This window comes from Pseudomonas fjordensis, assembly GCF_976987115.1.
Genome location: NZ_OZ336860.1, coordinates 559,301 through 579,579, shown reverse-complemented (window position 1 = coordinate 579,579; position 20,279 = coordinate 559,301). Strand labels below are relative to the sequence as shown.

17 protein-coding genes and 1 riboswitch are annotated in these 20,279 nt (G+C 61.7%); of the genes, 7 read left to right on the top strand and 10 right to left on the bottom strand.

The genetic code is table 11. The annotated features are described in order from the left end of the window. Window positions 1-17: 17 nt before the first annotated feature. The 6 genes from ACWHXD_RS02450 to ACWHXD_RS02425 all read right to left on the bottom strand — a co-directional run bounded on the left by ACWHXD_RS02450 (window position 18) and on the right by ACWHXD_RS02425 (window position 6,114). On the bottom strand, window positions 18-1,013 hold the full coding sequence (locus tag ACWHXD_RS02450; protein WP_138763118.1) for an esterase-like activity of phytase family protein: 996 nt from the start codon (window positions 1,011-1,013) through the stop codon (window positions 18-20). Further along, on the bottom strand, window positions 1,013-2,917 hold the full coding sequence (gene parE / locus ACWHXD_RS02445) for a DNA topoisomerase IV subunit B (protein ID WP_003188026.1): 1,905 nt from the start codon (window positions 2,915-2,917) through the stop codon (window positions 1,013-1,015). The genes ACWHXD_RS02450 and parE overlap by 1 nt, the downstream gene beginning before the upstream one ends. Before the next feature lie 46 nt (window positions 2,918-2,963). Further along, window positions 2,964-3,572 carry a YqiA/YcfP family alpha/beta fold hydrolase gene (locus ACWHXD_RS02440; RefSeq protein ID WP_047712437.1) on the bottom strand — a complete coding sequence of 203 codons (609 nt, stop codon included), beginning with the start codon at window positions 3,570-3,572 and terminating at the stop codon, window positions 2,964-2,966. 574 nt (window positions 3,573-4,146) lie between these two features. Next, entirely contained in the window at window positions 4,147-4,959 is an 813-nt protein-coding gene (gene cpdA, locus ACWHXD_RS02435; RefSeq protein ID WP_138763116.1) for a 3',5'-cyclic-AMP phosphodiesterase, read from the bottom strand. 97 nt (window positions 4,960-5,056) lie between these two features. Next, the gene (locus ACWHXD_RS02430) at window positions 5,057-5,506 is read right to left on the bottom strand and encodes a DUF1249 domain-containing protein (RefSeq protein WP_003188022.1); all 450 of its coding nucleotides are present in this window, start codon (window positions 5,504-5,506) and stop codon (window positions 5,057-5,059) included. Continuing rightward, window positions 5,497-6,114 (bottom strand): NUDIX domain-containing protein, encoded by a 618-nt coding sequence (locus ACWHXD_RS02425; RefSeq protein ID WP_032893869.1) that lies wholly within the window; start codon window positions 6,112-6,114, stop codon window positions 5,497-5,499. Before ACWHXD_RS02425 ends, ACWHXD_RS02430 begins: the two co-directional genes overlap by 10 nt. A gap of 193 nt (window positions 6,115-6,307) precedes the next feature. Here ACWHXD_RS02425 and ACWHXD_RS02420 point away from each other — a divergent pair, with 193 nt between their 5' ends. Beyond that, complete coding sequence (locus ACWHXD_RS02420) at window positions 6,308-7,054, top strand: RsiV family protein (RefSeq protein ID WP_003188019.1); 747 nt, start codon at window positions 6,308-6,310, stop codon at window positions 7,052-7,054. 154 nt (window positions 7,055-7,208) lie between these two features. Here the strand turns inward: ACWHXD_RS02420 and thiC are convergent, their stop codons facing one another. Continuing rightward, a complete protein-coding gene (thiC, locus tag ACWHXD_RS02415; RefSeq protein WP_138763115.1) occupies window positions 7,209-9,113 on the bottom strand; it encodes a phosphomethylpyrimidine synthase ThiC in 1,905 nt (634 codons plus the stop codon). Window positions 9,114-9,262: 149 nt separating this feature from the next. Further along, window positions 9,263-9,368, bottom strand: a riboswitch (TPP riboswitch). Between the two features lie 196 nt (window positions 9,369-9,564). Between thiC and ACWHXD_RS02410 the strand changes: the two genes are divergently transcribed. After that, window positions 9,565-11,004, top strand: coding sequence for a TolC family outer membrane protein (locus ACWHXD_RS02410; RefSeq protein ID WP_032893875.1), 1,440 nt, complete (start codon window positions 9,565-9,567; stop codon window positions 11,002-11,004). Window positions 11,005-11,122: 118 nt separating this feature from the next. On the opposite strand, the gene waaA is transcribed toward ACWHXD_RS02410, so the two are convergent. Both waaA and ACWHXD_RS02400 read right to left on the bottom strand, forming a co-directional pair. After that, a complete protein-coding gene (waaA, locus tag ACWHXD_RS02405) occupies window positions 11,123-12,400 on the bottom strand; it encodes a lipid IV(A) 3-deoxy-D-manno-octulosonic acid transferase (RefSeq protein WP_138763114.1) in 1,278 nt (425 codons plus the stop codon). 23 nt (window positions 12,401-12,423) lie between these two features. Further along, window positions 12,424-13,314, bottom strand: coding sequence for a LysR family transcriptional regulator (locus ACWHXD_RS02400; protein ID WP_098949737.1), 891 nt, complete (start codon window positions 13,312-13,314; stop codon window positions 12,424-12,426). A 201-nt stretch (window positions 13,315-13,515) separates the two neighbouring features. Between ACWHXD_RS02400 and ACWHXD_RS02395 the strand changes: the two genes are divergently transcribed. Genes ACWHXD_RS02395 through ACWHXD_RS02380 form a run of 4 tightly spaced genes read left to right on the top strand, consistent with a single transcriptional unit; the run spans window position 13,516 to window position 16,892 of the window. Further along, window positions 13,516-13,851, top strand: coding sequence for a DMT family transporter (locus ACWHXD_RS02395; protein WP_098949738.1), 336 nt, complete (start codon window positions 13,516-13,518; stop codon window positions 13,849-13,851). Between the two features lie 55 nt (window positions 13,852-13,906). Further along, on the top strand, window positions 13,907-15,082 hold the full coding sequence (locus ACWHXD_RS02390) for an NAD(P)/FAD-dependent oxidoreductase (protein WP_138763113.1): 1,176 nt from the start codon (window positions 13,907-13,909) through the stop codon (window positions 15,080-15,082). After that, on the top strand, window positions 15,079-15,891 hold the full coding sequence (locus tag ACWHXD_RS02385; protein ID WP_032893881.1) for an aldo/keto reductase: 813 nt from the start codon (window positions 15,079-15,081) through the stop codon (window positions 15,889-15,891). Before ACWHXD_RS02390 ends, ACWHXD_RS02385 begins: the two co-directional genes overlap by 4 nt. Before the next feature lie 41 nt (window positions 15,892-15,932). Beyond that, complete coding sequence (locus tag ACWHXD_RS02380; protein WP_003188010.1) at window positions 15,933-16,892, top strand: hypothetical protein; 960 nt, start codon at window positions 15,933-15,935, stop codon at window positions 16,890-16,892. Between the two features lie 27 nt (window positions 16,893-16,919). Here the strand turns inward: ACWHXD_RS02380 and hldE are convergent, their stop codons facing one another. Next, entirely contained in the window at window positions 16,920-18,344 is a 1,425-nt protein-coding gene (gene hldE / locus ACWHXD_RS02375) for a bifunctional D-glycero-beta-D-manno-heptose-7-phosphate kinase/D-glycero-beta-D-manno-heptose 1-phosphate adenylyltransferase HldE (protein WP_038448616.1), read from the bottom strand. 510 nt (window positions 18,345-18,854) lie between these two features. On the opposite strand from hldE, the gene ACWHXD_RS02370 reads away from it, so the two are divergent. Continuing rightward, window positions 18,855-20,156, top strand: a complete 1,302-nt coding sequence (locus ACWHXD_RS02370) for an IS4 family transposase (RefSeq protein WP_098952559.1) — start codon at window positions 18,855-18,857, stop codon at window positions 20,154-20,156. The last annotated feature ends 123 nt before the right edge of the window (window positions 20,157-20,279 follow it).

The window sequence follows — 20,279 nt, the reverse complement described above, 5'->3', positions numbered from 1 at the left end:
TTCAAAAAAATCTCGACTCATGGCTGGGCACTCCAGCCGCCGTCCGGGGCGGCAAAACGATAGACCATCGGACGCTTTTCACCATCGGCACGCGGGCCGAAATTGTTGTCGATGCCGACCCAGGCACCGTCGGCATCCACCAACAGGGCTTCAGCCAGGCCATACGACTGTGGGTAACGTCGCTGCGGCGTCAAGGCTTCGTCGGCAAACGACCAGCACCGCTCAACCTTGGCCGTGAGCGGGTCGCGCCGGCAGATCTGGAACGCATTGCGCTCCAGGGTAAACAGCTTGCCGTTGAACAGCGACAAGTCGGCAAAGTCCTTGGACACGGCCTTGGCGTTGGGGAACTGCGCCGGTTGCACTTCCTGGCCGGCCTCGCTCAACAATACACAACGCCCATCGCAATCCCATACGCTCTGCCCACGCTTGATCGAGACCAGGCCACGGCGTTCGCGCTCGGCAGCCAGCCAGATCTGATTGCCTTCAGGGTTTACCGCCAGGCCTTCGAACAAGGCATTAAAGTGCAGCAACATGCCACTGGCCCTGGCTTCACGCACCATGCCCGGCGCGATTTTCAACCATTCAGGCGCGCCCGCCGCCGGCACCTGCAACACCGCGGCATGGGCTTCGCTGACAATGTAGCGGTTGCCTGCGGCATCACAGCTGATGCCTTCAAAGTCCAGGTCACCGCCGCGTATGAACGAAGCGGCCTTGGTACGCGAACGCAAGCCCCAAGGCAGGCCGGACTCGGGCACGGGCGGCACGTCGATCTTCAGCGCCTCGGCGCTCCAGGTCGGCGCACGGGTATCCAGGCGGTAGATCTGGTCGTCATCGCGGTCCGAAACCGTCCACAGCTCGTTGCCACACAACGCCAGGCCCGACAGGTTCCCACCGCGCATGCCGTCCACCGGATGTTCCGAGACCAGCTTGAGCTCTGCCACGCTGGCGGCAGCCACCTGGGTGACCGCCAACCCACTCAACATCAGGATCGCCAGGGCGACGCCTGTGCGCATCAGCCCAGCACCTCGGCCAGGTTGCCTTTGGATTCCAGCCAGGTCTTGCGGTCGCCGGCGCGTTTCTTCGCCAGCAGCATGTCCATCATTTCCGAGGTGGCGGCGAAGTCTTCCAGGGTTAACTGCACCAGGCGCCGGGTGTTCGGGTCCATGGTGGTTTCGCGCAGTTGCGGCGGGTTCATTTCACCCAGGCCCTTGAATCGCGTGACCTGTGGTTTGCCGCGTTTCTTCTCGGCCACCAGGCGGTCGAGGATGCCATCGCGCTCGGCTTCGTCCAGGGCGTAGAAAATTTCCTTGCCCAGGTCGATGCGGTACAGCGGCGGCATGGCGACGTAGACGTGACCGGCATCCACCAACGGGCGGAAATGCTGGACGAACAACGCGCACAGCAAGGTAGCAATGTGCAGGCCGTCGGAGTCGGCGTCGGCGAGGATGCAGATCTTGCCGTAGCGCAACTGGCTCATGTCCGCCGCGCCTGGGTCTACCCCGATGGCCACGGCGATGTTGTGTACTTCCTGACTGGCGAGCACTTCGCTGCCATCGACTTCCCAGGTGTTGAGGATCTTGCCGCGCAACGGCAGGATCGCCTGGAATTCCTTGTCCCGCGCTTGTTTGGCGGAACCGCCGGCGGAGTCACCCTCCACCAGGAACAGCTCGGAACGCATCGGGTCTTGCCCGGCGCAATCGGCCAGTTTGCCGGGCAATGCCGGGCCCTGGGTGATGCGCTTGCGCTCGACCTTCTTGCTGGCTTTCAAGCGACGGCCGGCGTTGTTGATCGCCAGCTCCGCCAGGGCCAGGCCCAGCTCTGGATGCTCGTTGAGCCACAGGCTGAAGGCGTCCTTGACCACACCCGAGACAAACGCCGCCGCCTCGCGGGACGACAGGCGCTCTTTGGTCTGGCCGGAAAATTGCGGTTCCTGCATCTTCATCGACAGCACGAACGCGATGCGCTCCCACACGTCTTCCGGCGCCAGCTTCACGCCGCGCGGCAACAGGCTGCGGTATTCGCAGAATTCACGCATGGCATCCAGCAAGCCTTGGCGCAAACCGTTGACGTGGGTGCCGCCCTGGGCCGTGGGGATCAGGTTGACGTAGCTTTCCTGCACGCTGTCGCCACCTTCGGGCAACCACAGCAGCGCCCAGTCCACCGCTTCTTTATTACCCGACAGGCTGCCGCAGAACGGCTCGTTGGGCAGGCGTTCGAAGTCGCTGACCGAATCTTCCAGGTAAGAGCGCAGGCCGTCTTCGTAGTGCCACTCGACCTTCTCGCCGGTGCCTTTGTCTTCAAAGCTGACCAGCAGCCCCGGGCACAACACAGCCTTGGCCTTGAGCACGTGCTTGAGGCGGCTGATGGAGAATTTGGGCGAATCGAAATACTTGGGGTCCGGCGCAAAGTACACGCTGGTGCCGGTGTTGCGCTTGCCCACGGTGCCGATCACTTCCAGGTCGGTGGCTTTGTAGCCATCGGCGAAGGTCATCTGGTACTCGTTGCCATCGCGCTTGACCTTGACCCGCACCAGGGTCGACAGGGCGTTGACCACGGAAATACCCACGCCGTGCAAACCGCCGGAGAACTGGTAGTTCTTGTTGGAGAACTTGCCGCCGGCGTGCAGCTTGGTGAGGATCAGCTCGACGCCCGGCACACCCTCTTCGGGGTGAATGTCCACCGGCATGCCACGACCGTCGTCGGACACTTCCAGGGAATGGTCGGCGTGAAGGATGACTTGCACCGACTTGGCGTGCCCGGCCAAGGCTTCGTCGACGCTGTTGTCGATGACTTCCTGGGCAAGGTGGTTCGGCCGACTGGTGTCGGTGTACATGCCGGGGCGTTTGCGCACCGGGTCGAGGCCCGAGAGGACTTCGATGGCGTCGGCGTTATAAGAGCTAGCGCTGGGAGTGGCCATGGGGTCTCGTCGTGAGTCGTTCGATTAAAAAGTGACCTGCGATTTTCTACAGTGACGAAAAATCGAAGGATTGAAACTGATCTGCGCCAATACCGGCAAAGCACAACAGTGCCGGCAATTGCTGGGCGAACCCCTGGTAACCATGGTCGCCACCGGCCTGGATGCGCAAGGCACAGGCCCGGTAATACTGTTGGGCCAGGCGATAATCCAGGGTTTCGTCCCCGGTCTGCAACCACACCTGATAACGCCCGGCATCCTGGGGCGCCGGTACTTCCAGCTCGGCCAGCGCCGTGACGTGGTCCTGTGTCAATTCCCAAGTCTCATCGGTGTAGAGGTTCTTCTGGGTGCCCAGGTAACCGTCGAACATCCGATGGGGGCTGACCGCCGGGTTGACCAGCAGCGCCTTGAGGCCATGGCGTTCGGCAAGATGGGTTGCATAGTAGCCGCCGAGTGAGCTGCCGACCAGCAATGGCCGGCCCAGTTGCGCAATCGCTTGCTCCAATTGAAGAATTGCCTGACGAGGGTGGTGATGCAGCGCCGGCACACGCAACTGGTCGGACAGGCCAAGGGCATCCATCACAGTGGTCAACTGGCTGGCCTTGTTGGAAGCCGGCGCACTGTTGAAACCGTGGATATACAGGATCGAAGCGGACATGCCGGGCTCTCCGTGCTGGGGCCAAAGAGGCGCAGTTTACAGGGAATGCAGGCAGAAGCGGACCCATTGTGGGAGCTGGCTTGCCTGCGATCACCATAGGTATCTACATAACTTTGTGGGCTGTAGCCGCAGACGGTAACCACGATGCGAAGCGAGCCGCTCTTGATCTTGCTCTTGATCTGCTTGTGATCTTGATCTCAGGCGCCCCGTTAAACCACGCTGGCCGGAATTCGACAGGGATTTGGGGGGTAAACCGGCAGGGATGCCGGTTTAGCCGCCCCGCGCCATGGATGGCGCGTGGCGGCGGCCCCTCAAATCACTGGCGGATTACGGGCACACCGAGCCCAAGCGAGGTGCCGAGTGGTGGGGCAAGAGCGTTTTGCTTACTTTTGCGCTTTTCAAAAGTGAGCCGCCGTCAGGGCGGAACCCTAAGTGGCCGTTACCGCAGCAATGGATATGTACACAATCCAACTGTGTTGACTGCCAGGCCGCCTTCGCGAGCAAGCCCGCTCCCACATTTGGAGTGCGGGGTGTCAGGTAGATAGGCGTCGGCTGGCAGGCCACAATTGAGACCTCAATAGCCGTTGCTGCCGTAATCGACGGTGAATGCAAAGCCGACCAAACGCTCCACCCCCGTCTCCAACCGTCCGTCGCCATGCAGGCGCAACCAGCGATACCCCGGCGCCTGCTCGCTGACCTGAAAGTCCTCACTCCCCGGCGCAAACTGGATACAGGTAGACGGCGAAGCCAGCAGCCGCACACCGTCGCGCTCGCTGTCGATCTCCTGATGCACATGCCCCCACAGCAATGCCTTGGTCTGCGGAAAGCGCTCAAGCACGGCAAACAGCGCTTCGGGGTTGCGCAGACCAATTGGCTCCATCCACGCACAGCCGATCGGTACCGGATGATGGTGGAAACACACCAGGTGATGGCGGCCCGGCGCTTCGCTCAAGGCCTGCGCCAGCAATTGCAGTTGCGCGTCTTGCAGGTAGCCCGGCACCGAACCAGGTACCGCCGAATCCAACAGAGTGATACGCCAGTTGCCGATATCCACCACCGGTTCGAGCAAATCACTGTGCATGGCAGCCTGGGCCATGACCTGCGGCTCGTCGTGGTTGCCAGGAATCCAACGCGCCGGAGCGCCAAGGGAGGCGGTCAAATCGCGAAACTGCTGATAGGACGCCAGCGTGCCGTCCTGGGACAGGTCGCCGGTCGCCAGTATCAAGTCGATGGCCGGCTGTTGCGCGCGCACCAGCTCGACTACCCGCTGCAGGCTTTCACGGGTGTTCATGCCCAGCAGCGTGGCGTCAGGGTCGGCAAACAGATGGCTGTCGGACAACTGCACCAGCAACACGGCATCAGGATTCACGGCGGATACGCTCGGCAAGGCGCTCTCCCTGGCAATCACAGGAATGGATAGTTAGCGCGATTATGCTGGGGCAGGACACAAAGAGGAAACCCAAGGAAGCAGACGCAGTTCACATCTACCGCACCACTTCAAACTCATGGCCCAAGGCCAGGCAGTGGCTGAGCCATTCGCCGAGGAACACATTGAGCTGTGCTTTCTCATCGGGCTGGTGCATGAACACATTCGGGTAAGGGTAGATGCTGCGAAAGCGTCGCGCATGTTCGGCGCTGATCACTTCGGCCATACGCGCGTCGTGGTACACCTGCACTTCCAATTGCGGCACCGGCAACCACGGCAGGCTGTGCTCCTGGCGTACCCGCAGAGTGGTGGTGTATGGGCAAGTGAGAATGACTTCCAGGGTCAGCACGCCGAGCATCTGGTCGCCATGGGTGACAGCGATGCGCCGCGCCTGGGGAGCGTGGCGCATGTCCGGGAGCAGGCGCATCAGCCGCGCATAGTTGGCCTCGCAGGCCGCTTGCAGCCCGATCAGGTCAACTCGGTATCGTTCCCGTGCCTTTACTGCCATAACCCCCTCACTTCCGCGCGATTAAGCGCAAGCCATTGCAGGGCGATAATGCTGGCTGCGTTGGAAATCTTGCCGTCGCGCACCGCCTGCAAGGCATCTTCGAAGGCCCAAGCGGTGACGCGGATATCTTCTGCTTCTTCTTCCAATCCATGGACCCCACCCGCCCCCGAGCTGTCGCACCGGCCCAGGTACAGGTGGACAAATTCGGTACTGCCGCCAGGTGACGGGAAATACTTGGTGATCGGCCACAGCGCGGAGAACGTCAGCCCAGCTTCCTCCTCGGCCTCGCGGTGTGCAACCTCCTCGGGTTGCTCATCCTTGTCAATCAGGCCGGCGACCATCTCCACCAGCCAGGGGTTATCGGCACGGCCCATGGCGCCGACGCGGAACTGTTCGATCAGCACCACCTCATCGCGCAGCGGGTCGTAGGGCAGCACGCACACGGCGTCATGACGCACGAACACTTCGCGGTTGATCACCCGGCTCATGCCGCCGTCGAATTTTTCGTGGCGCAGTTGCACGCGATCGAGCTTGTAGAAGCCTTTATAGGCATTGTCACGCTGAACAATCTCGATTTTGTTCGGCGTCGACTTCGCGATGTCCGTCATGGTGTCCCTCGTTAAGCTCGTGCAATGGCCGCCATCCTAACGCGCCGACGCCCGTTGATGCAGCCCCTTTGCGGTTGCCGGCAGAGGCGGCGAGCGTCAAACTCACTGCAATCAGTTTAGTGGCGAACTGGCGGCCACGTTGGCAGTCCAAGCGCTACTCTTTTCGCTTTCCATCGATTTACGAAGGACACACATGTCGCTTTTAAGAATCGCCTCCGTGGCCTGTATTGCCTTGACCCTGGGTGCTTGCCAGAGCCTGTTCCAACCGGCCTATCTCAAGCCGCTGGACGTTACCACCGACAAATCGGAGCAGATCAAGCCCGGCTGTGACAGCCCGGCCTGCCCGCTGGTGAACATCGACACCGTGCATTTCCCCGCCGAGCCACAACTGGACAGCCTGGTGGAACAGCGCCTGCTGCAAATGACCCGCACCACGCCTGGCGCCAGTGTACCGGCGAGCCTGAACGCCTACCGCAACACCTTCCTGCGTGAGTCGCCGGACCGCCACGGCATGTACTTGCAAGCCAAGGTACGTGACCAGCATGACGGACTGGTGATCGTTGAAGTGTCCAGCTACCTGGACACCGGTGTCGCCCACGGCGAGCCAGGCCGCGGGTTTATCAACTATTCACGGATTCTGCATAAGGAACTGACCCTGGCCGACATGCTGCTGCCCGGCCAGGAGCAGGCCTTCTGGAATACTGCGAAAGTCGCCCACAACAGTTGGTTGATCAGCACCAAGATGGACCGCGATCCGGAGTTCGTGAAGAGCTGGCCGTTCCAGAAAACCCCGAACGTGGCCCTGACCAGCGGCGGCGTGGTGCTCAAGTACAACGTCAGCACCATCGCCCCATACGCACAGGGGCTGATCGAAATCACCCTGCCCTATACGCGCCTCACCGGTGTGATCAAGCCTGAGCTGGTGCCAGCACGCCGCTAACAGTCGGGTATCGCAACGGCGTGATCTCTGAGGGGTAGTGGTTGTTTAGGCGATCGCCTTCGCGAGCAAGCCCGCTCCCACAGTTGCAATGCATTCCAACTGTGGGAGCGGGCTTGCTCGCGAAGAGGCCAGTACAAGCGCCGACGATCCCGGATCAGACCTTCTTGTAGAGCTGGCTACCTTCCTGCTTGAACCGCTCAGCCTGCTCGGCCAAGCCCTTTGCCACATCCACATCCACCGCATCAATGCGCTGGTTGGCTGCGTACTCACGCACCTCGTGGGTAACTTTCATCGAGCAGAATTTCGGCCCGCACATGGAGCAGAAGTGCGCGACCTTGGCCGACTCCTTGGGCAGCGTCTCATCGTGGAAGGCCCGCGCGGTATCCGGGTCCAGGCCGAGGTTGAACTGGTCTTCCCAGCGGAATTCGAAGCGTGCCTTGCTCAAGGCGTTATCGCGAATCTGCGCGCCAGGGTGGCCTTTGGCAAGGTCGGCCGCGTGGGCCGCGATCTTGTAGGTGATGATCCCGGTCTTCACGTCATCCTTGTTCGGCAGCCCCAAGTGCTCCTTGGGCGTGACGTAGCAGAGCATGGCGCAACCGAACCAGCCGATCATCGCCGCACCGATACCCGACGTGATGTGGTCGTAGCCTGGTGCAATGTCGGTGGTCAGCGGGCCGAGGGTGTAGAACGGCGCTTCGTCGCAGCACTCCAGTTGCTTGTCCATGTTCTCCTTGATCAGTTGCATCGGCACATGGCCAGGGCCTTCGATCATGGTTTGCACGTCGTGCTTCCAGGCAATCTTGGTCAGCTCACCCAGGGTTTCCAGTTCACCGAATTGCGCAGCGTCGTTGGCATCGGCCACCGACCCCGGACGCAGGCCATCTCCCAGTGAGAAGCTGACGTCATAGGCCTTCATGATTTCGCAGATTTCTTCAAAGTGCGTGTAGGCGAAGTTTTCCTTGTGGTGGGCCAGGCACCACTTGGCCATGATCGCGCCGCCACGGCTGACAATGCCGGTGACGCGATTGGCGGTCAGCGGCACGTAGCGCAGCAGCACGCCGGCGTGAATGGTGAAATAGTCCACACCTTGCTCGGCCTGTTCAATCAGGGTGTCGCGGAACAGCTCCCAGGTCAGGTCTTCGGCAACGCCGTCGACTTTTTCCAGGGCCTGGTAGATAGGCACGGTGCCGATCGGCACGGGCGAGTTACGGATGATCCACTCGCGGGTTTCATGAATATGCTTGCCAGTGGACAGGTCCATGATGTTGTCCGAGCCCCAGCGAATACCCCAGGTCATCTTCGCCACTTCTTCTTCAATGGACGAACCCAGGGCGCTGTTGCCGATGTTGCCGTTGATCTTCACCAAGAAGTTACGGCCGATAATCATCGGTTCCAACTCGGTGTGGTTGATGTTGGCGGGGATGATTGCGCGGCCGCGAGCGATTTCTTCGCGCACGAACTCGGGGGTGATGATTTTCGGAATACTGGCGCCGAAGCTATGCCCGGCATGTTGTTGCTTGAGCAGGCCGCTGGCGCGTGCTTCTTCAAGCTTCATGTTTTCGCGGATGGCCACGTATTCCATTTCTGGCGTGATGATGCCTTTGCGCGCGTAGTGCATCTGGCTGACGTTGGCACCGGCCTTGGCACGACGCGGGTTTTGCAGGTGGGCAAAGCGCAAGTAGGCCAGTTCGGGGTTATCCAGACGTTCCTGGCCGTAGCGTGAACTCAAGCAGGCCAGCCGCTCGGTATCACCACGTTCTTCGATCCACGGCGAGCGCACATCGGCCAAGCCTTTGCGCACGTCGATGATGACATTGGGGTCGGTATAGGGGCCCGAGGTGTCGTAGACCACTACAGGGGCGTTGATTTCGCCACCAAACTCCGTAGGGGTCACGTCCAGGCTGATCTCGCGCATCGGCACGCGAATGTCCGGGCGGGAGCCCTGCACGTAGATTTTTTGCGAGCGGGTAAACGGCTGCACGGAGCCGGAGTCGACCTTGGCCGATTCACTCAGGTGCACGGTATTTTTTAGTTTTGTACTTTTTATTTCAGTGCTCATCACAGGCTCTCCAACTTATCCAGGCGGTGGATTTTTGTCGGAGCGAACCTGTGACGGACGGACGCACTGGAACCAGTGCTGTGCTTGGCGCACGAGGGCTGTTCGATTGTCGAACAACATCCCGGACGAAGCACAAGAGGACTCGCCGGGTGACGAGAAATCTTGTTCCCTACGCAGGCGCTAACCTGATCAGGTTCAACGGGATCCGGTATTTACCGATCTCAGCCTTCCAACAAGGCACCCCGACAAGAACGCGGCCAGTCTAGACCATGGCGTGGGCAAATTGCCAATAGCGGTTTATTCAGCGTGATGAATGGCGTGATCGTGGGATTGTTGTGCGCAGGTCCCGCCACTACACTCGGGCACGGCCTCAAGGCTTGACGCCAGGCATGGCCAGCCTTAGCCTTGGGCGCTGAATTATCACCGTAATATTCATACTAGGGATCGCCTCATGCTGCGCAAACTCTCACTGGCTGTTGCCGTGTCTTGTGCGACCAACGGACTGGTCTGGGCAGCTGAAGCGCCCTTGTCCGCCAACACCGACCTGGTCAGCGTGTATCAGGAAGCGGCGAACAACAACGCCGACCTGGCCGCTGCCCGTGCCCAATACGGCGCGCAAAAAGAAGTGGTACCCCAGGCCCGCGCAGGCTTGCTGCCGAACCTGTCCGCCGGCGCCGACAGCAACAACGTGCGCACCCAGATCGACCAGCCGGCCGCCACGGCCAACCGTGACGCCCACTCCTGGCGGGCCACCTTGAGCCAGCCACTGTTCCGCGCCGACCGCTGGTTCCAGCTGCAAGCCGCCCAAGCGGTCAACGAGCAAGCCTCGCTGCAACTGTCGGCCTCCGAGCAGAACCTGATTTTGCAAAGTGCCGAAAGCTACTTCGCCGTGCTGCGCGCCCAGGACAACCTGGCGTCGACCAAGGCCGAAGAAAACGCCTTCAAGCGCCAGCTCGACCAGTCCAACGAACGCTTCGATGTGGGCCTGTCGGACAAGACCGATGTGCTGCAATCCCAGGCCAGCTACGACACCGCCCGGGCCAATCGCATCCTGGCCCAGCGCCAGGTGGACGACGCATTCGAAGCACTGATCACCCTGACCAACCGCCAATACAATTCGATCCAGGGCATCGTCCACACGCTGCCGGTGCTGCCGCCGGCGCCGAACGACGCCAAGGCCTGGGTCGAAACCGCCGGGCGCCAGAACCTCAACCTGCTCGCCAGCAATTACGCGGTCACCGCCGCCGAAGAAACCCTTCGGCAGCGCAAGGCCGGCCACTTGCCGACCCTCGACGCGGTTGCGCAATACGAAAAAGGCGACAACGACGCCCTGGGCTTCAGCAACCCGAATCAGTTGCCTATCCCGTACGGCGGCGATGTGTCGCAACGCACCGTCGGCCTGCGCTTGAACATCCCGATCTACAGCGGCGGCCTCACCAGTTCGCAAGTGCGCGAATCCTATTCGCGCCTCGACCAGACCGAGCAACAGCGCGAAGGCCTGCGCCGCCAGGTGGTGGAAAACACCCGCAACCTGCACCGTGCAGTCAACACCGATGTGGAGCAGGTGCAAGCACGCCGCCAGTCGATCATCTCCAACCAGAGCGCGGTGGAAGCCACGGAAATCGGCTATCAGGTGGGCACGCGCAACATCGTCGACGTGCTGGACTCACAGCGCCAGCTGTACGCGTCGGTGCGCAACTACAACAACAGCCGCTACGATTACATCCTCGACAACCTGCGTTTGAAGCAGGCGGCGGGCACGCTCAACCCAGGGGATTTGCAGGATCTGGCGCGCTATCTCAAGGCCGACTACAACCCGGACAAAGACTTCCTGCCGCCAGACTTGGCCAAAGCCGCTGCCGAACAGCTCAAGGCCCGCCCCGGCTATTAAGCGCACCGCCGAACCCATGTGGGAGCTGGCTTGCCTGCGATGCAGACACCTCGGTACATCTGGTACACCGAGGTGATGCTATCGCAGGCAAGCCAGCTCCCACATTGGGTTGGTGTTGTCAGCAATTGATCAGTCTGTCCAAACCATCCAACAACCGCTTTAACGCGCCCTGGTTGGCCTGCATCACCTTGAGCCCCGCCTGCGCCATCCTGCGTGCGTCCTGGGGCAACTCAAACAACTGTCGCACCGCTTCGGCCAGCCCATCGGCATCGTCCACCTCGCGCAACGCTCCGGCGTCGCGCATCATCGCGGTGATGTCGAGGAAGTTGAAGACATGCGGGCCCATGATCACCGGCTTACCCAACGCCGCCGGTTCCAGCGGGTTGTGCCCGCCGGTCGGCACCAGGCTGCCGCCGACGAATGCGCTGTCGGCCAGGGCGTAGAGAAACAGCAATTCGCCCATGGTGTCGCCAAGCAACACCGAGGTTTGCCCGGTGACCGGCTCACCACTGGAGCGACGCACGGTGGCAAAGCCTTGCTGCACACAGCGCTCAAACGTCGGGCCAAAGCGCTCCTGATGACGGGGCACCAGAATCAGCAGGGCATTGGGGTAGTTCGCCAACAACTGGCGATGGGCTGCCAGCACCACCTCGTCTTCACCTTCGTGGGTACTGGCGGCGATCCAGACCGGACGCTCGCTGGCGCCCCATTGTTCACGCAGGGCGGCGGCGCGAGCCGTTAGCTGGGGGTCGATGCTCAGGTCGAACTTGATCGAGCCGGTCACTTCCACGGTTTCAGGGCGTGCGCCCAGGCTGCGGAAACGTTCGGCCTCAGTCTCGGTCTGTACGGCGAACAAGCTCATTTCTGCCAGCATCGGTGCCGTCAGCTTGGCAAATCGCGCGTACCCCTTGGCCGAACGCGCCGACAACCGTGCATTGGCCAGCGCCACCGGGATACCGCGCTGGGCGCAGGCATGGATATGGTTGGGCCACAGCTCGGTTTCCATGATCACCGCCAGCGTGGGCTGCACGCGGTCGAGAAAACGCTTGGCGGCGCAGGGCAAGTCGTACGGCAAGTAGCAGTGTTGGATGCGCGATTCGTTGGCGAACAACGCCTGGATACGCTCGGAACCGGTGGGCGTCATGCAGGTGACGGTGATCGGCAGCTGTGGATAACGCTCCAACAAGCCGCGAATCATCGGAGCGGCGGCAATGCTTTCGCCCACCGACACCGCGTGCACCCAGATCCCGCCGGGCCGCATCACCGGCAAGCCATAGGAAAACCGCTCGCCCACCCGCTTGGCATAGGCCGGCGCTTTGCGCGCACGCAACCACAAGCGTAAAGCCACCAACGGCAGCGCCAGGTAAAACAGACAGCTGTAGAGAGTTCTATTCATGGCGGCGGAGTTTATCGGCTTTTTCAGTCGATCGCCTGCAAGCACTCGGCAAAACGTTTAGCCAAAAAGCGCGCGGCGGGCCCCAGGTGCTCGTCGCGGCGCCACACCAGTTCCACCACCAGGGCGGGCGGGGTCCATTCGCTGGCCAATTCGACCATCTGTTGCTGGTAGGTCGGGTATTGCACGATGTGCCGAGGCAACCAGGCCCAGCCCAGGCCACTCATCAGCCATTCGGCCAATACGTAGAAGCTGTCGGCGCGCCACACCAGGGGGCTGGCCGCCTCGCTGCCGGGGTAGACGCTGGTCTGGGTCGACATCAGCAACTGCCGAAACTGGGCCAGGTGCTGGCACGTTACGTACTGCTCCTTGGCCAACGGGTGGTTAACACCGCATACCGTGACCATTTCCACACTGCCCACCACCCGACGCTCCAGGGCTTCGGGAATCTGGTCGTGATAGAACAACAGCCCCAGGTCTGCCTTGCGCTCCACCAACTTGCGCGCCACATCGCCCTGGGCCGCGCTGGACAACTGCACCTCCAGCAACGGGTAGTGCACAGCCAGCGCCTCCAGGCTATCGAGTACTGGCTGGAACAACATCGCCTCATCCTGGGCCAGGCGCAGGCAGGCTTCCTCGCCGCGGGTCAACGACAAGGCCCGCCCCGTCAGGCGTTCGCACTGGCGCAGTACCTCACGCGCTTCCTCCAGCAACACACTGCCGGCTTCGGTGAGGCGCGGTTGCCGGCCGCTGCTACGTTCGAATAGGACAACGCCCAGGTCGGCCTCCAGCATGGCAATACCATTGCTGACCGCCGATTGCGCCTTGCGCTGCCCACGGGCCACAGCAGAAAACGAACGCTGTTCGGCGACGCTGACAAACAGGCGCATTTGCTCCAGATCCCATTGCACGCTCATGGTTCAACCTATCTCTATTCCAGATAGGTAATGACTTTACCCCATCTGGCAGACGTCTAAAATGCCGACCACTGTAGGAGCGAGCTTGCTCGCGAAAAACTCCCAGGCGCCGCGTGCATTCAGAAAGCGCGGGTTATCGTTGACGTTTTTCGCGAGCAAGCTCGCTCCTACAGTTCATGAAATCACACCGAGGATTGCCCTATGAATGCCGCCTACTACTACTTGGCCATCGCCATCTGCTCGGAAGTGATCGCCACCGTTTCCATGAAAGCCATCAAAGGCTGGAGCACCCCTATTCCGTTGTTGCTGGTGATCGTCGGTTACGGCGTGGCGTTCTGGATGCTGACCCTGGTGGTGCGTACCGTGCCGGTCGGTGTGGCGTACGCGGTATGGGCTGGGTTGGGCATCGTGATGGTCAGCATCGCGGCGCTGTTCATCTACGGGCAGAAGCTGGATGTGCCGGCGATGCTGGGGATGGGCCTGATTGTGCTGGGCGTGGTGGTGATTCAGCTGTTCTCGAAAACCGCCGGGCACTGACCGCCACTCAACAGCCTGTATACTGCGCCTCTTGTCTTGAACACTGAGGTCGCCGATGCCATCCGTTATTTCCACCGACGTTCTGATTGTCGGCGCCGGGGTTGCCGGCCTCTGGCTCAATGCGCGCCTGCGCAGCCAGGGGTTTTCCACGGTACTGGTGGAAAGCGCCACCCTGGGCGGCGGGCAAAGCCTGAAGTCCCAGGGCATCATTCACGGCGGTGCGAAATACGCCCTGCACGGCGCCCTCACCGGCGCCTCCGAAGCCATTGCCGATATGCCGCGCCGCTGGCGTGACGCCCTGGCCGGCAACGGCGAGCTGGACCTGTCCGGCGTGCGCGTGCTGTCCCAGGCGCACTACTTGTGGTCGCCCGGCACGATTGCCGGCAACCTCACCAGTTTTTTCGCCAGCAAGGCCGTGCGTGGCCGCGTCGATCAGGTCAAGGGCGACGAACTGCCCCTGGCGCTGCAGAACCCTCGCTTCAAAGGCAAGGTCTATCGCCTGGCCGAGCTGGTGGTAGACGTGCCCAGCCTGATCAACCGCCTGGCGCAATTGGCCGGTGACGGTCTGCTCGCAGGTGTGCACATCGAACCGCTGCTGGAAGGTGACACCCTGGTGGGCTTGAAGGTCGATGGCCGTGAGATCCGCGCCCAGCGCATCGTCTTGAGCGCTGGCGGCGGCACAGCGGATTTGCTCGCGGCCCTGGGCCTGAGCCTGCCGGCCATGCAAAAACGCCCGCTGCACATGATCATCGCCAAGGGCCCCGGCCTCAAGCCGCTGTACGCCCATTGCCTGGGGGGTGGCACCAAGCCACGGATCACCGTGACCACCCACCCGGCCGCCGACGGCAACTGGGTGTGGTACATGGGCGGCGATATCGCCGAGGCTGACGGCGTGGCACGTACGCCTGAAGAACAGATCGCCACCGCGCAGAAAGAGCTGGCGCAACTGCTGCCCTGGATCGACATGAGCCAGACCCAGTGGGCCACCCTGCGGGTGGATCGCGCCGAGCCGCTGCAATCGGGGCTGAGCCGTCCCGATAACGCGTTCCTTGCCGAAGATGGCCGCCTGCTGGTGGGCTGGCCGACCAAACTGGCCCTGGCGCCGGACTTCGCCGACCGCGTACTCCACGCCCTGGAGCGCGACGGCATCCGCCCAAGCGCCAGCGCCCCTCTGCCCGAGCTGCCAAAACCGGCAATCGGCCAACCCGCCTGGGAGCAACTGTTGCCATGAGCCTGCCAACCCTGCACGACCTGCATCGCCCGCTGGGCAGCACCGGCCTGCTGGTGTCGCCCCTGGGCCTGGGCACCGTCAAGTTGGGCCGCGACCAAGGAGTTAAATACCCCAGCGGCTTTCAGATCCCTGGCGACGACGAGGCGCGCATGCTGTTGCGCCAGGCCCGCGAGCTGGGCATCAACCTGATCGACACCGCGCCGGCCTATGGCATGAGCGAAGAGCGCCTGGGGCCACTGCTGCGTGATCAGCGCAAGGACTGGGTGATCGTCAGCAAGGTGGGCGAAGAGTTTGCCAACGGCGTGTCCCATCACGATTTCAGCGCGGCCCACACGCGGATGTCGATTGAACGCAGCCTGAAACGACTTGAAACGGATTTTATCGACCTGGTGCTGGTGCATTCCGATGGCAACGACTTGCATATCCTCAATGATTGCGAGGTTTACCAGACCCTGGAGCAGTTGAAGAAAGACGGCAAGATCCGTGGTTTCGGCTTCTCCGGCAAAACCGTCGAGGGCGGTGTGAAAGCACTGGAACAGGGCGATTGCGCGATGGTCACCTACAACCTCAACGAACAGGCCGAGAAGGCCGTGATCGACTATGCCGCCGCCCACGGCAAGGGCATCCTGGTGAAAAAGGCCCTGGCCAGCGGCCATGTGTGCCTGGAACCGGGAATGGATCCAATTCAGGCCAGTTTCACCTTGTTGTTTGCGCAAACGGGCGTCGCCAGTGCTATTGTCGGGACCATTAATCCGCTGCACCTGGCCCATAACGTAGCAACTGCTGCCCGGGTCATTCGTCAACTCTGATGCCGCCCACGCGGCCGACCCCGTCGCAAGAAGGAGCCGACATGCCGCGAACGCTCATAAGAAAGAACCCCAGCAACTTCAAGACACTGCCGCTGCACGTCGAAGCCACCCCCGAAGGCCTGAGCTACCAGAGCGTCGGCATGCCGCTCAACTTCGCCCAGACCCTGCAACGGCGCAAGCCGGTCGAGGTACCAGATGCCGAACGCTTCGCCCTGGAACTGGCGAACCTCGGCGTCTCGGTACGCTTGACCCTGCACTGGCAAAACAAGGACTACTGGGTGCTGGTGCGCCAACGCCGCCAGGACCGTGGCGACGTTGTGCTCAAGCTGATCTCCGGCTACGTCCCGGCCCATGAACTGAACCTGCCGTTGCACACCGCCATCCAGGAAATCGCCGAGGAGTGCCTGCTCGAAACCCCCGAAGGCTGGCTGGGCGGGCGCTTCAACGACACCTGGCTGCCGGCGCCCTACTCCGCTGCCCTGCATTACCGCGAGGCCCTGCCGTTTCGCCTCAGCCCTTTGTCCGGCGCCGCGCGCCCGGTGCGCTGCGCCACCATGCAACTGATCGAGCGCCCACGGGCCTACGTGCACCTGCCGACCGCCTCGCTGCAATTGATTTATGACCTGCGCCTGGAAGTGCCGAAGGAAGCCAAGTCCCTCAGTTTGTTTCATGTGGATGAGCGTTTGGAGGGTGACCAACTGGTGGCGCGCCTGGATCGTCAGCGCCCGGACCTGTACTTGATGCCGCTCAAAGACGGCGAGCCACTGGCAGAGTTGTATACCGTCAAGAAGGATCAGCTGTACCCGGCCAGCACACGCGGCTTGTACCTGGCGGAAAGCTTTGCCCAGCAAGAGGGCTGGCTGGTGCGCGATGAGCGCATTCGTTGGAAGGACTGGCTCAGGCAGCAGGGCCTGGCAGAACCGGAAAAAGACTCCAAGCTCAAGCGCTTGACCGGCAAGGCACGGCAGATGCTGCGCAAGATCGTGCCGAAGAAAAGCTAGGGGCGAGCAGGCTCGCCCCACGGGGTATCACTCGTTGTTGCGGATCTTCTCGACAATCGCCGTGGTCGAGCTGTTTTCAACCAGCCCCAGCACTTTGACCGTACCGCCGTAGGCGCTGACGATGTCCGCACCGACCACCTGGTCGACGCTGTAGTCACCGCCCTTGACCAGCACGTCGGGCTTGACCTGGGCCAGCAGGTTTTCCGGGGTGCCTTCAGAGAAGCTGATCACCCAGTCCACCGCGCCCAGACCTGCGAGTACCGCCATGCGCCGGTCAACACTGTTGATCGGGCGGCCCGGGCCTTTCAAGCGGCTGACCGACGCGTCATCGTTGACCGCAACGATCAGGCGGTCACCTTGGGCGCTGGCCTGTTCCAGGTACGTCACATGCCCGGCGTGCAGGATGTCAAAGCAGCCGTTGGTGAACACAATGCTTTCGTTGTGAGCCCGGGCATCGTCAATCGCCAGCAGCAATTGCTCCAGGCCCAGCACACCGCGCTCCGAGCCTTCGGAACGCTGGATGGCGCGGCGCAACTCAGGAGCGCTGATGGCAGCGGTACCCAGCTTGCCCACCACAATGCCCGCCGCCAGGTTGGCCAGGGCCACGGCGTGGGGCAGTTCCTCACCGGCGGCAATGGAAGCTGCCAGGGTGGAAATCACCGTGTCACCGGCACCGGTGACGTCAAACACTTCACGGGCGCGCGCCGGCAGGTGCATGGCCGGGTGGCCCGGACGCAACAGGGTCATGCCGTGCTCGCCACGGGTCACCAGCAAGGCGCCCAGGTCGAGATCCGCCATTAGCGCCGCGCCCTTGCTCACCAACTCGTGCTCATCGGCACACCCGCCGACGATGGTCTCGAACTCGCTGAGGTTTGGCGTGAGCAGGCTGGCGCCTCGGTAAACCGAGAAGTCCTTGCCCTTGGGATCGGCCAGCACCGGAATGTTGCGAGCCTTGGCGGCCTGGATCAACACCTGGTGATTCTGCAAGGCGCCTTTGCCGTAGTCGGACAACACCAGCACCTTGATACCTTCGAGCAGTGCCTCGACCTGGTCGCCGAGGGCCAGGGCGTCGGTGGCGAAGGGTTCTTCAAAATCGATACGCAGCAACTGCTGGTGACGGCTCATGACCCGCAGCTTGACGATGGTCGGCTGATGGGCAATGCGCTGGAACAACGCACGCACGCCAGCGCCCTGCAGGCTGTTGGCCAGACTTTCGGCCGCTTCGTCGTCACCGGTCACCCCCACCAGGGAAGCCGGGGCGCCGAGCGCGGCAATATTGAGCGCGACGTTGGCAGCGCCACCTGGGCGGTCTTCGATTTGCTCGACCTTGACGACCGGCACCGGAGCCTCAGGGGAAATCCGTGAGGTACCACCATGCCAGTAACGGTCGAGCATGACATCGCCGACCACCAAGACAGCGGCTTGATTGAATCGCGGCATGGACAACTTCATGGAGCAACCCACATACAAAATGAACAGGGGCGCGATATTAGCACAGGGTTTGCGATGGCTTGCGACTGGCGCGATGCCGAATCCACGCTCCCACAGTTGACCGCGCCCGACCACCCACTCCACGATGCGAAGCGAGCCGCTCTTGATCTTGATCTGCTTTTGATCTTGATCTTAAGCGCCCCGTTAAACCACGCTGGCCGGAATTCGACAGGGATTTGGGGGGTAAACCGGCAGGGATGCCGGTTTAGCCGCCCCGCGCCATGGATGGCGCGTGGCGGCGGCCCCCCAAATCACTGGCGGATTACGGGCACACCGAGCCTAGGCGAGGTGCCGAGTGGTGGGGCAAGAGCCCTTTTGGTTACTTTTGGGGCTCTTTTCCAAAAGTGACCCGCTGTCAGAGCCATCCCTTTCAAGGTCTTCGGTAAAATCCCCTGAAATTTCATTCAGGGATCCCAAACGATGTGGGCCGATGTTCTAGCGCGTTTCGAGAAAAAAGCACCTGCCAGCGTCATGGCCAAATTGGCGCTGGAACAAGCTATTGCCCCTGAGTGGGTCGATCAGGTCTTCGAAGAACATCGGCAACGGCAGTATTCTCGTGAACTACTGTTCTCGACCATAATCAAGCTGATGTCCCTTGTTTCATTGGGTTTGAAGCCATCCCTGCACGCCGCCGCGCGGCAACTGGAAGATCTCCCTGTCAGCTTGGCGGCGCTTTACGACAAGATCAGTCGTACTGAACCCGCGCTATTGCGCGCTCTGGTCACCGGTAGTGCGCAACGACTGACTCCAACCATCAAAGAACTGGGCTGCACGACGATGCTGCCGGACTGGCAGGTTCGCGTGGTAGACGGCAATCACCTGGCATCCACTGAGAAGCGTCTGGGGGCTTTACGCCAGGAGCGAGGTGCGGCTCGTCCCGGTTTTTCGGTAGTGGTCTACGATCCCGATCTCGATCAGGTCATCGACCTTCAGGCATGTGAGGATGCCTACGCCAGCGAGCGTGTTTGCGTGTTGCCTCTGTTGGCTAATGCTGAACCTGGCCAGGTGTGGCTGGCTGACCGACTCTACTGCACGCTTCCGGTAATGGAAGCTTGTGAGCAGGTCCAGACGTCCTTTGTCATTCGCCAGCAAGCCAAACATCCACGCCTGATTCAAGAGGGTGAGTGGCAAGAACCCGTGCCTGTGGAAACAGGCTCTGTGCGTGAGCAGATCATCCAGGTCAGAGGCGGTTACCAATGTCGGCGCGTCGAACTGACGCTTCATTCGCCAACAGACTCGGGTGACAGCAGCTTGATGTTCTGGAGCAACCTGCCTGAAAGCGTCAGCGCTGAGCAGATCGCGCAACTCTATCGCCGCCGCTGGAGCATTGAAGGTATGTTCCAGCGACTGGAAGCGATCCTGGAAAGTGAAATCGAAACTCTCGGCAGCCCAAAGGCCGCCTTGCTCGGGTTCACTACGGCAGTGTTGGCCTACAACGTCCTGGCCGTACTCAAGCGAAGCGTGGAGCAAGCCCATCGGGAGACCCAGCCTGATGGCTGGGAAGCCTCGATCTATCACTTGGCGGTCCAGGTCAGGAGTGGTTATGAGGGAATGCAGATTGCACTGCCCTCGGAATATCTTCCCGCCATCCCTGTGGAAAAGTTGGCCCAGCGTTTGTTGGAGCTGGCCAGAAACATCCAACCCAAACAAGTTGCGAAAAGCCCCCGCGGCCCCAAGGTGCCTAAACCCAAGACATGGGTGCAAGGCAAGGCGGTGAATGCGCATGTTTCAACGGACAGGGTAATCAAGGCTGCCAAAACGAAAAGACCTTGAAAGGGCTGGCTGTCAGAGCGGAACCCTAAGCGGCCGTTACCGCAGGAATGGATATGTACACCATCCAACTGTGTTGCCTGCCAGGCCGCCTTCGCGAGCAAGCCCGCTCCCACAGTTGGATCG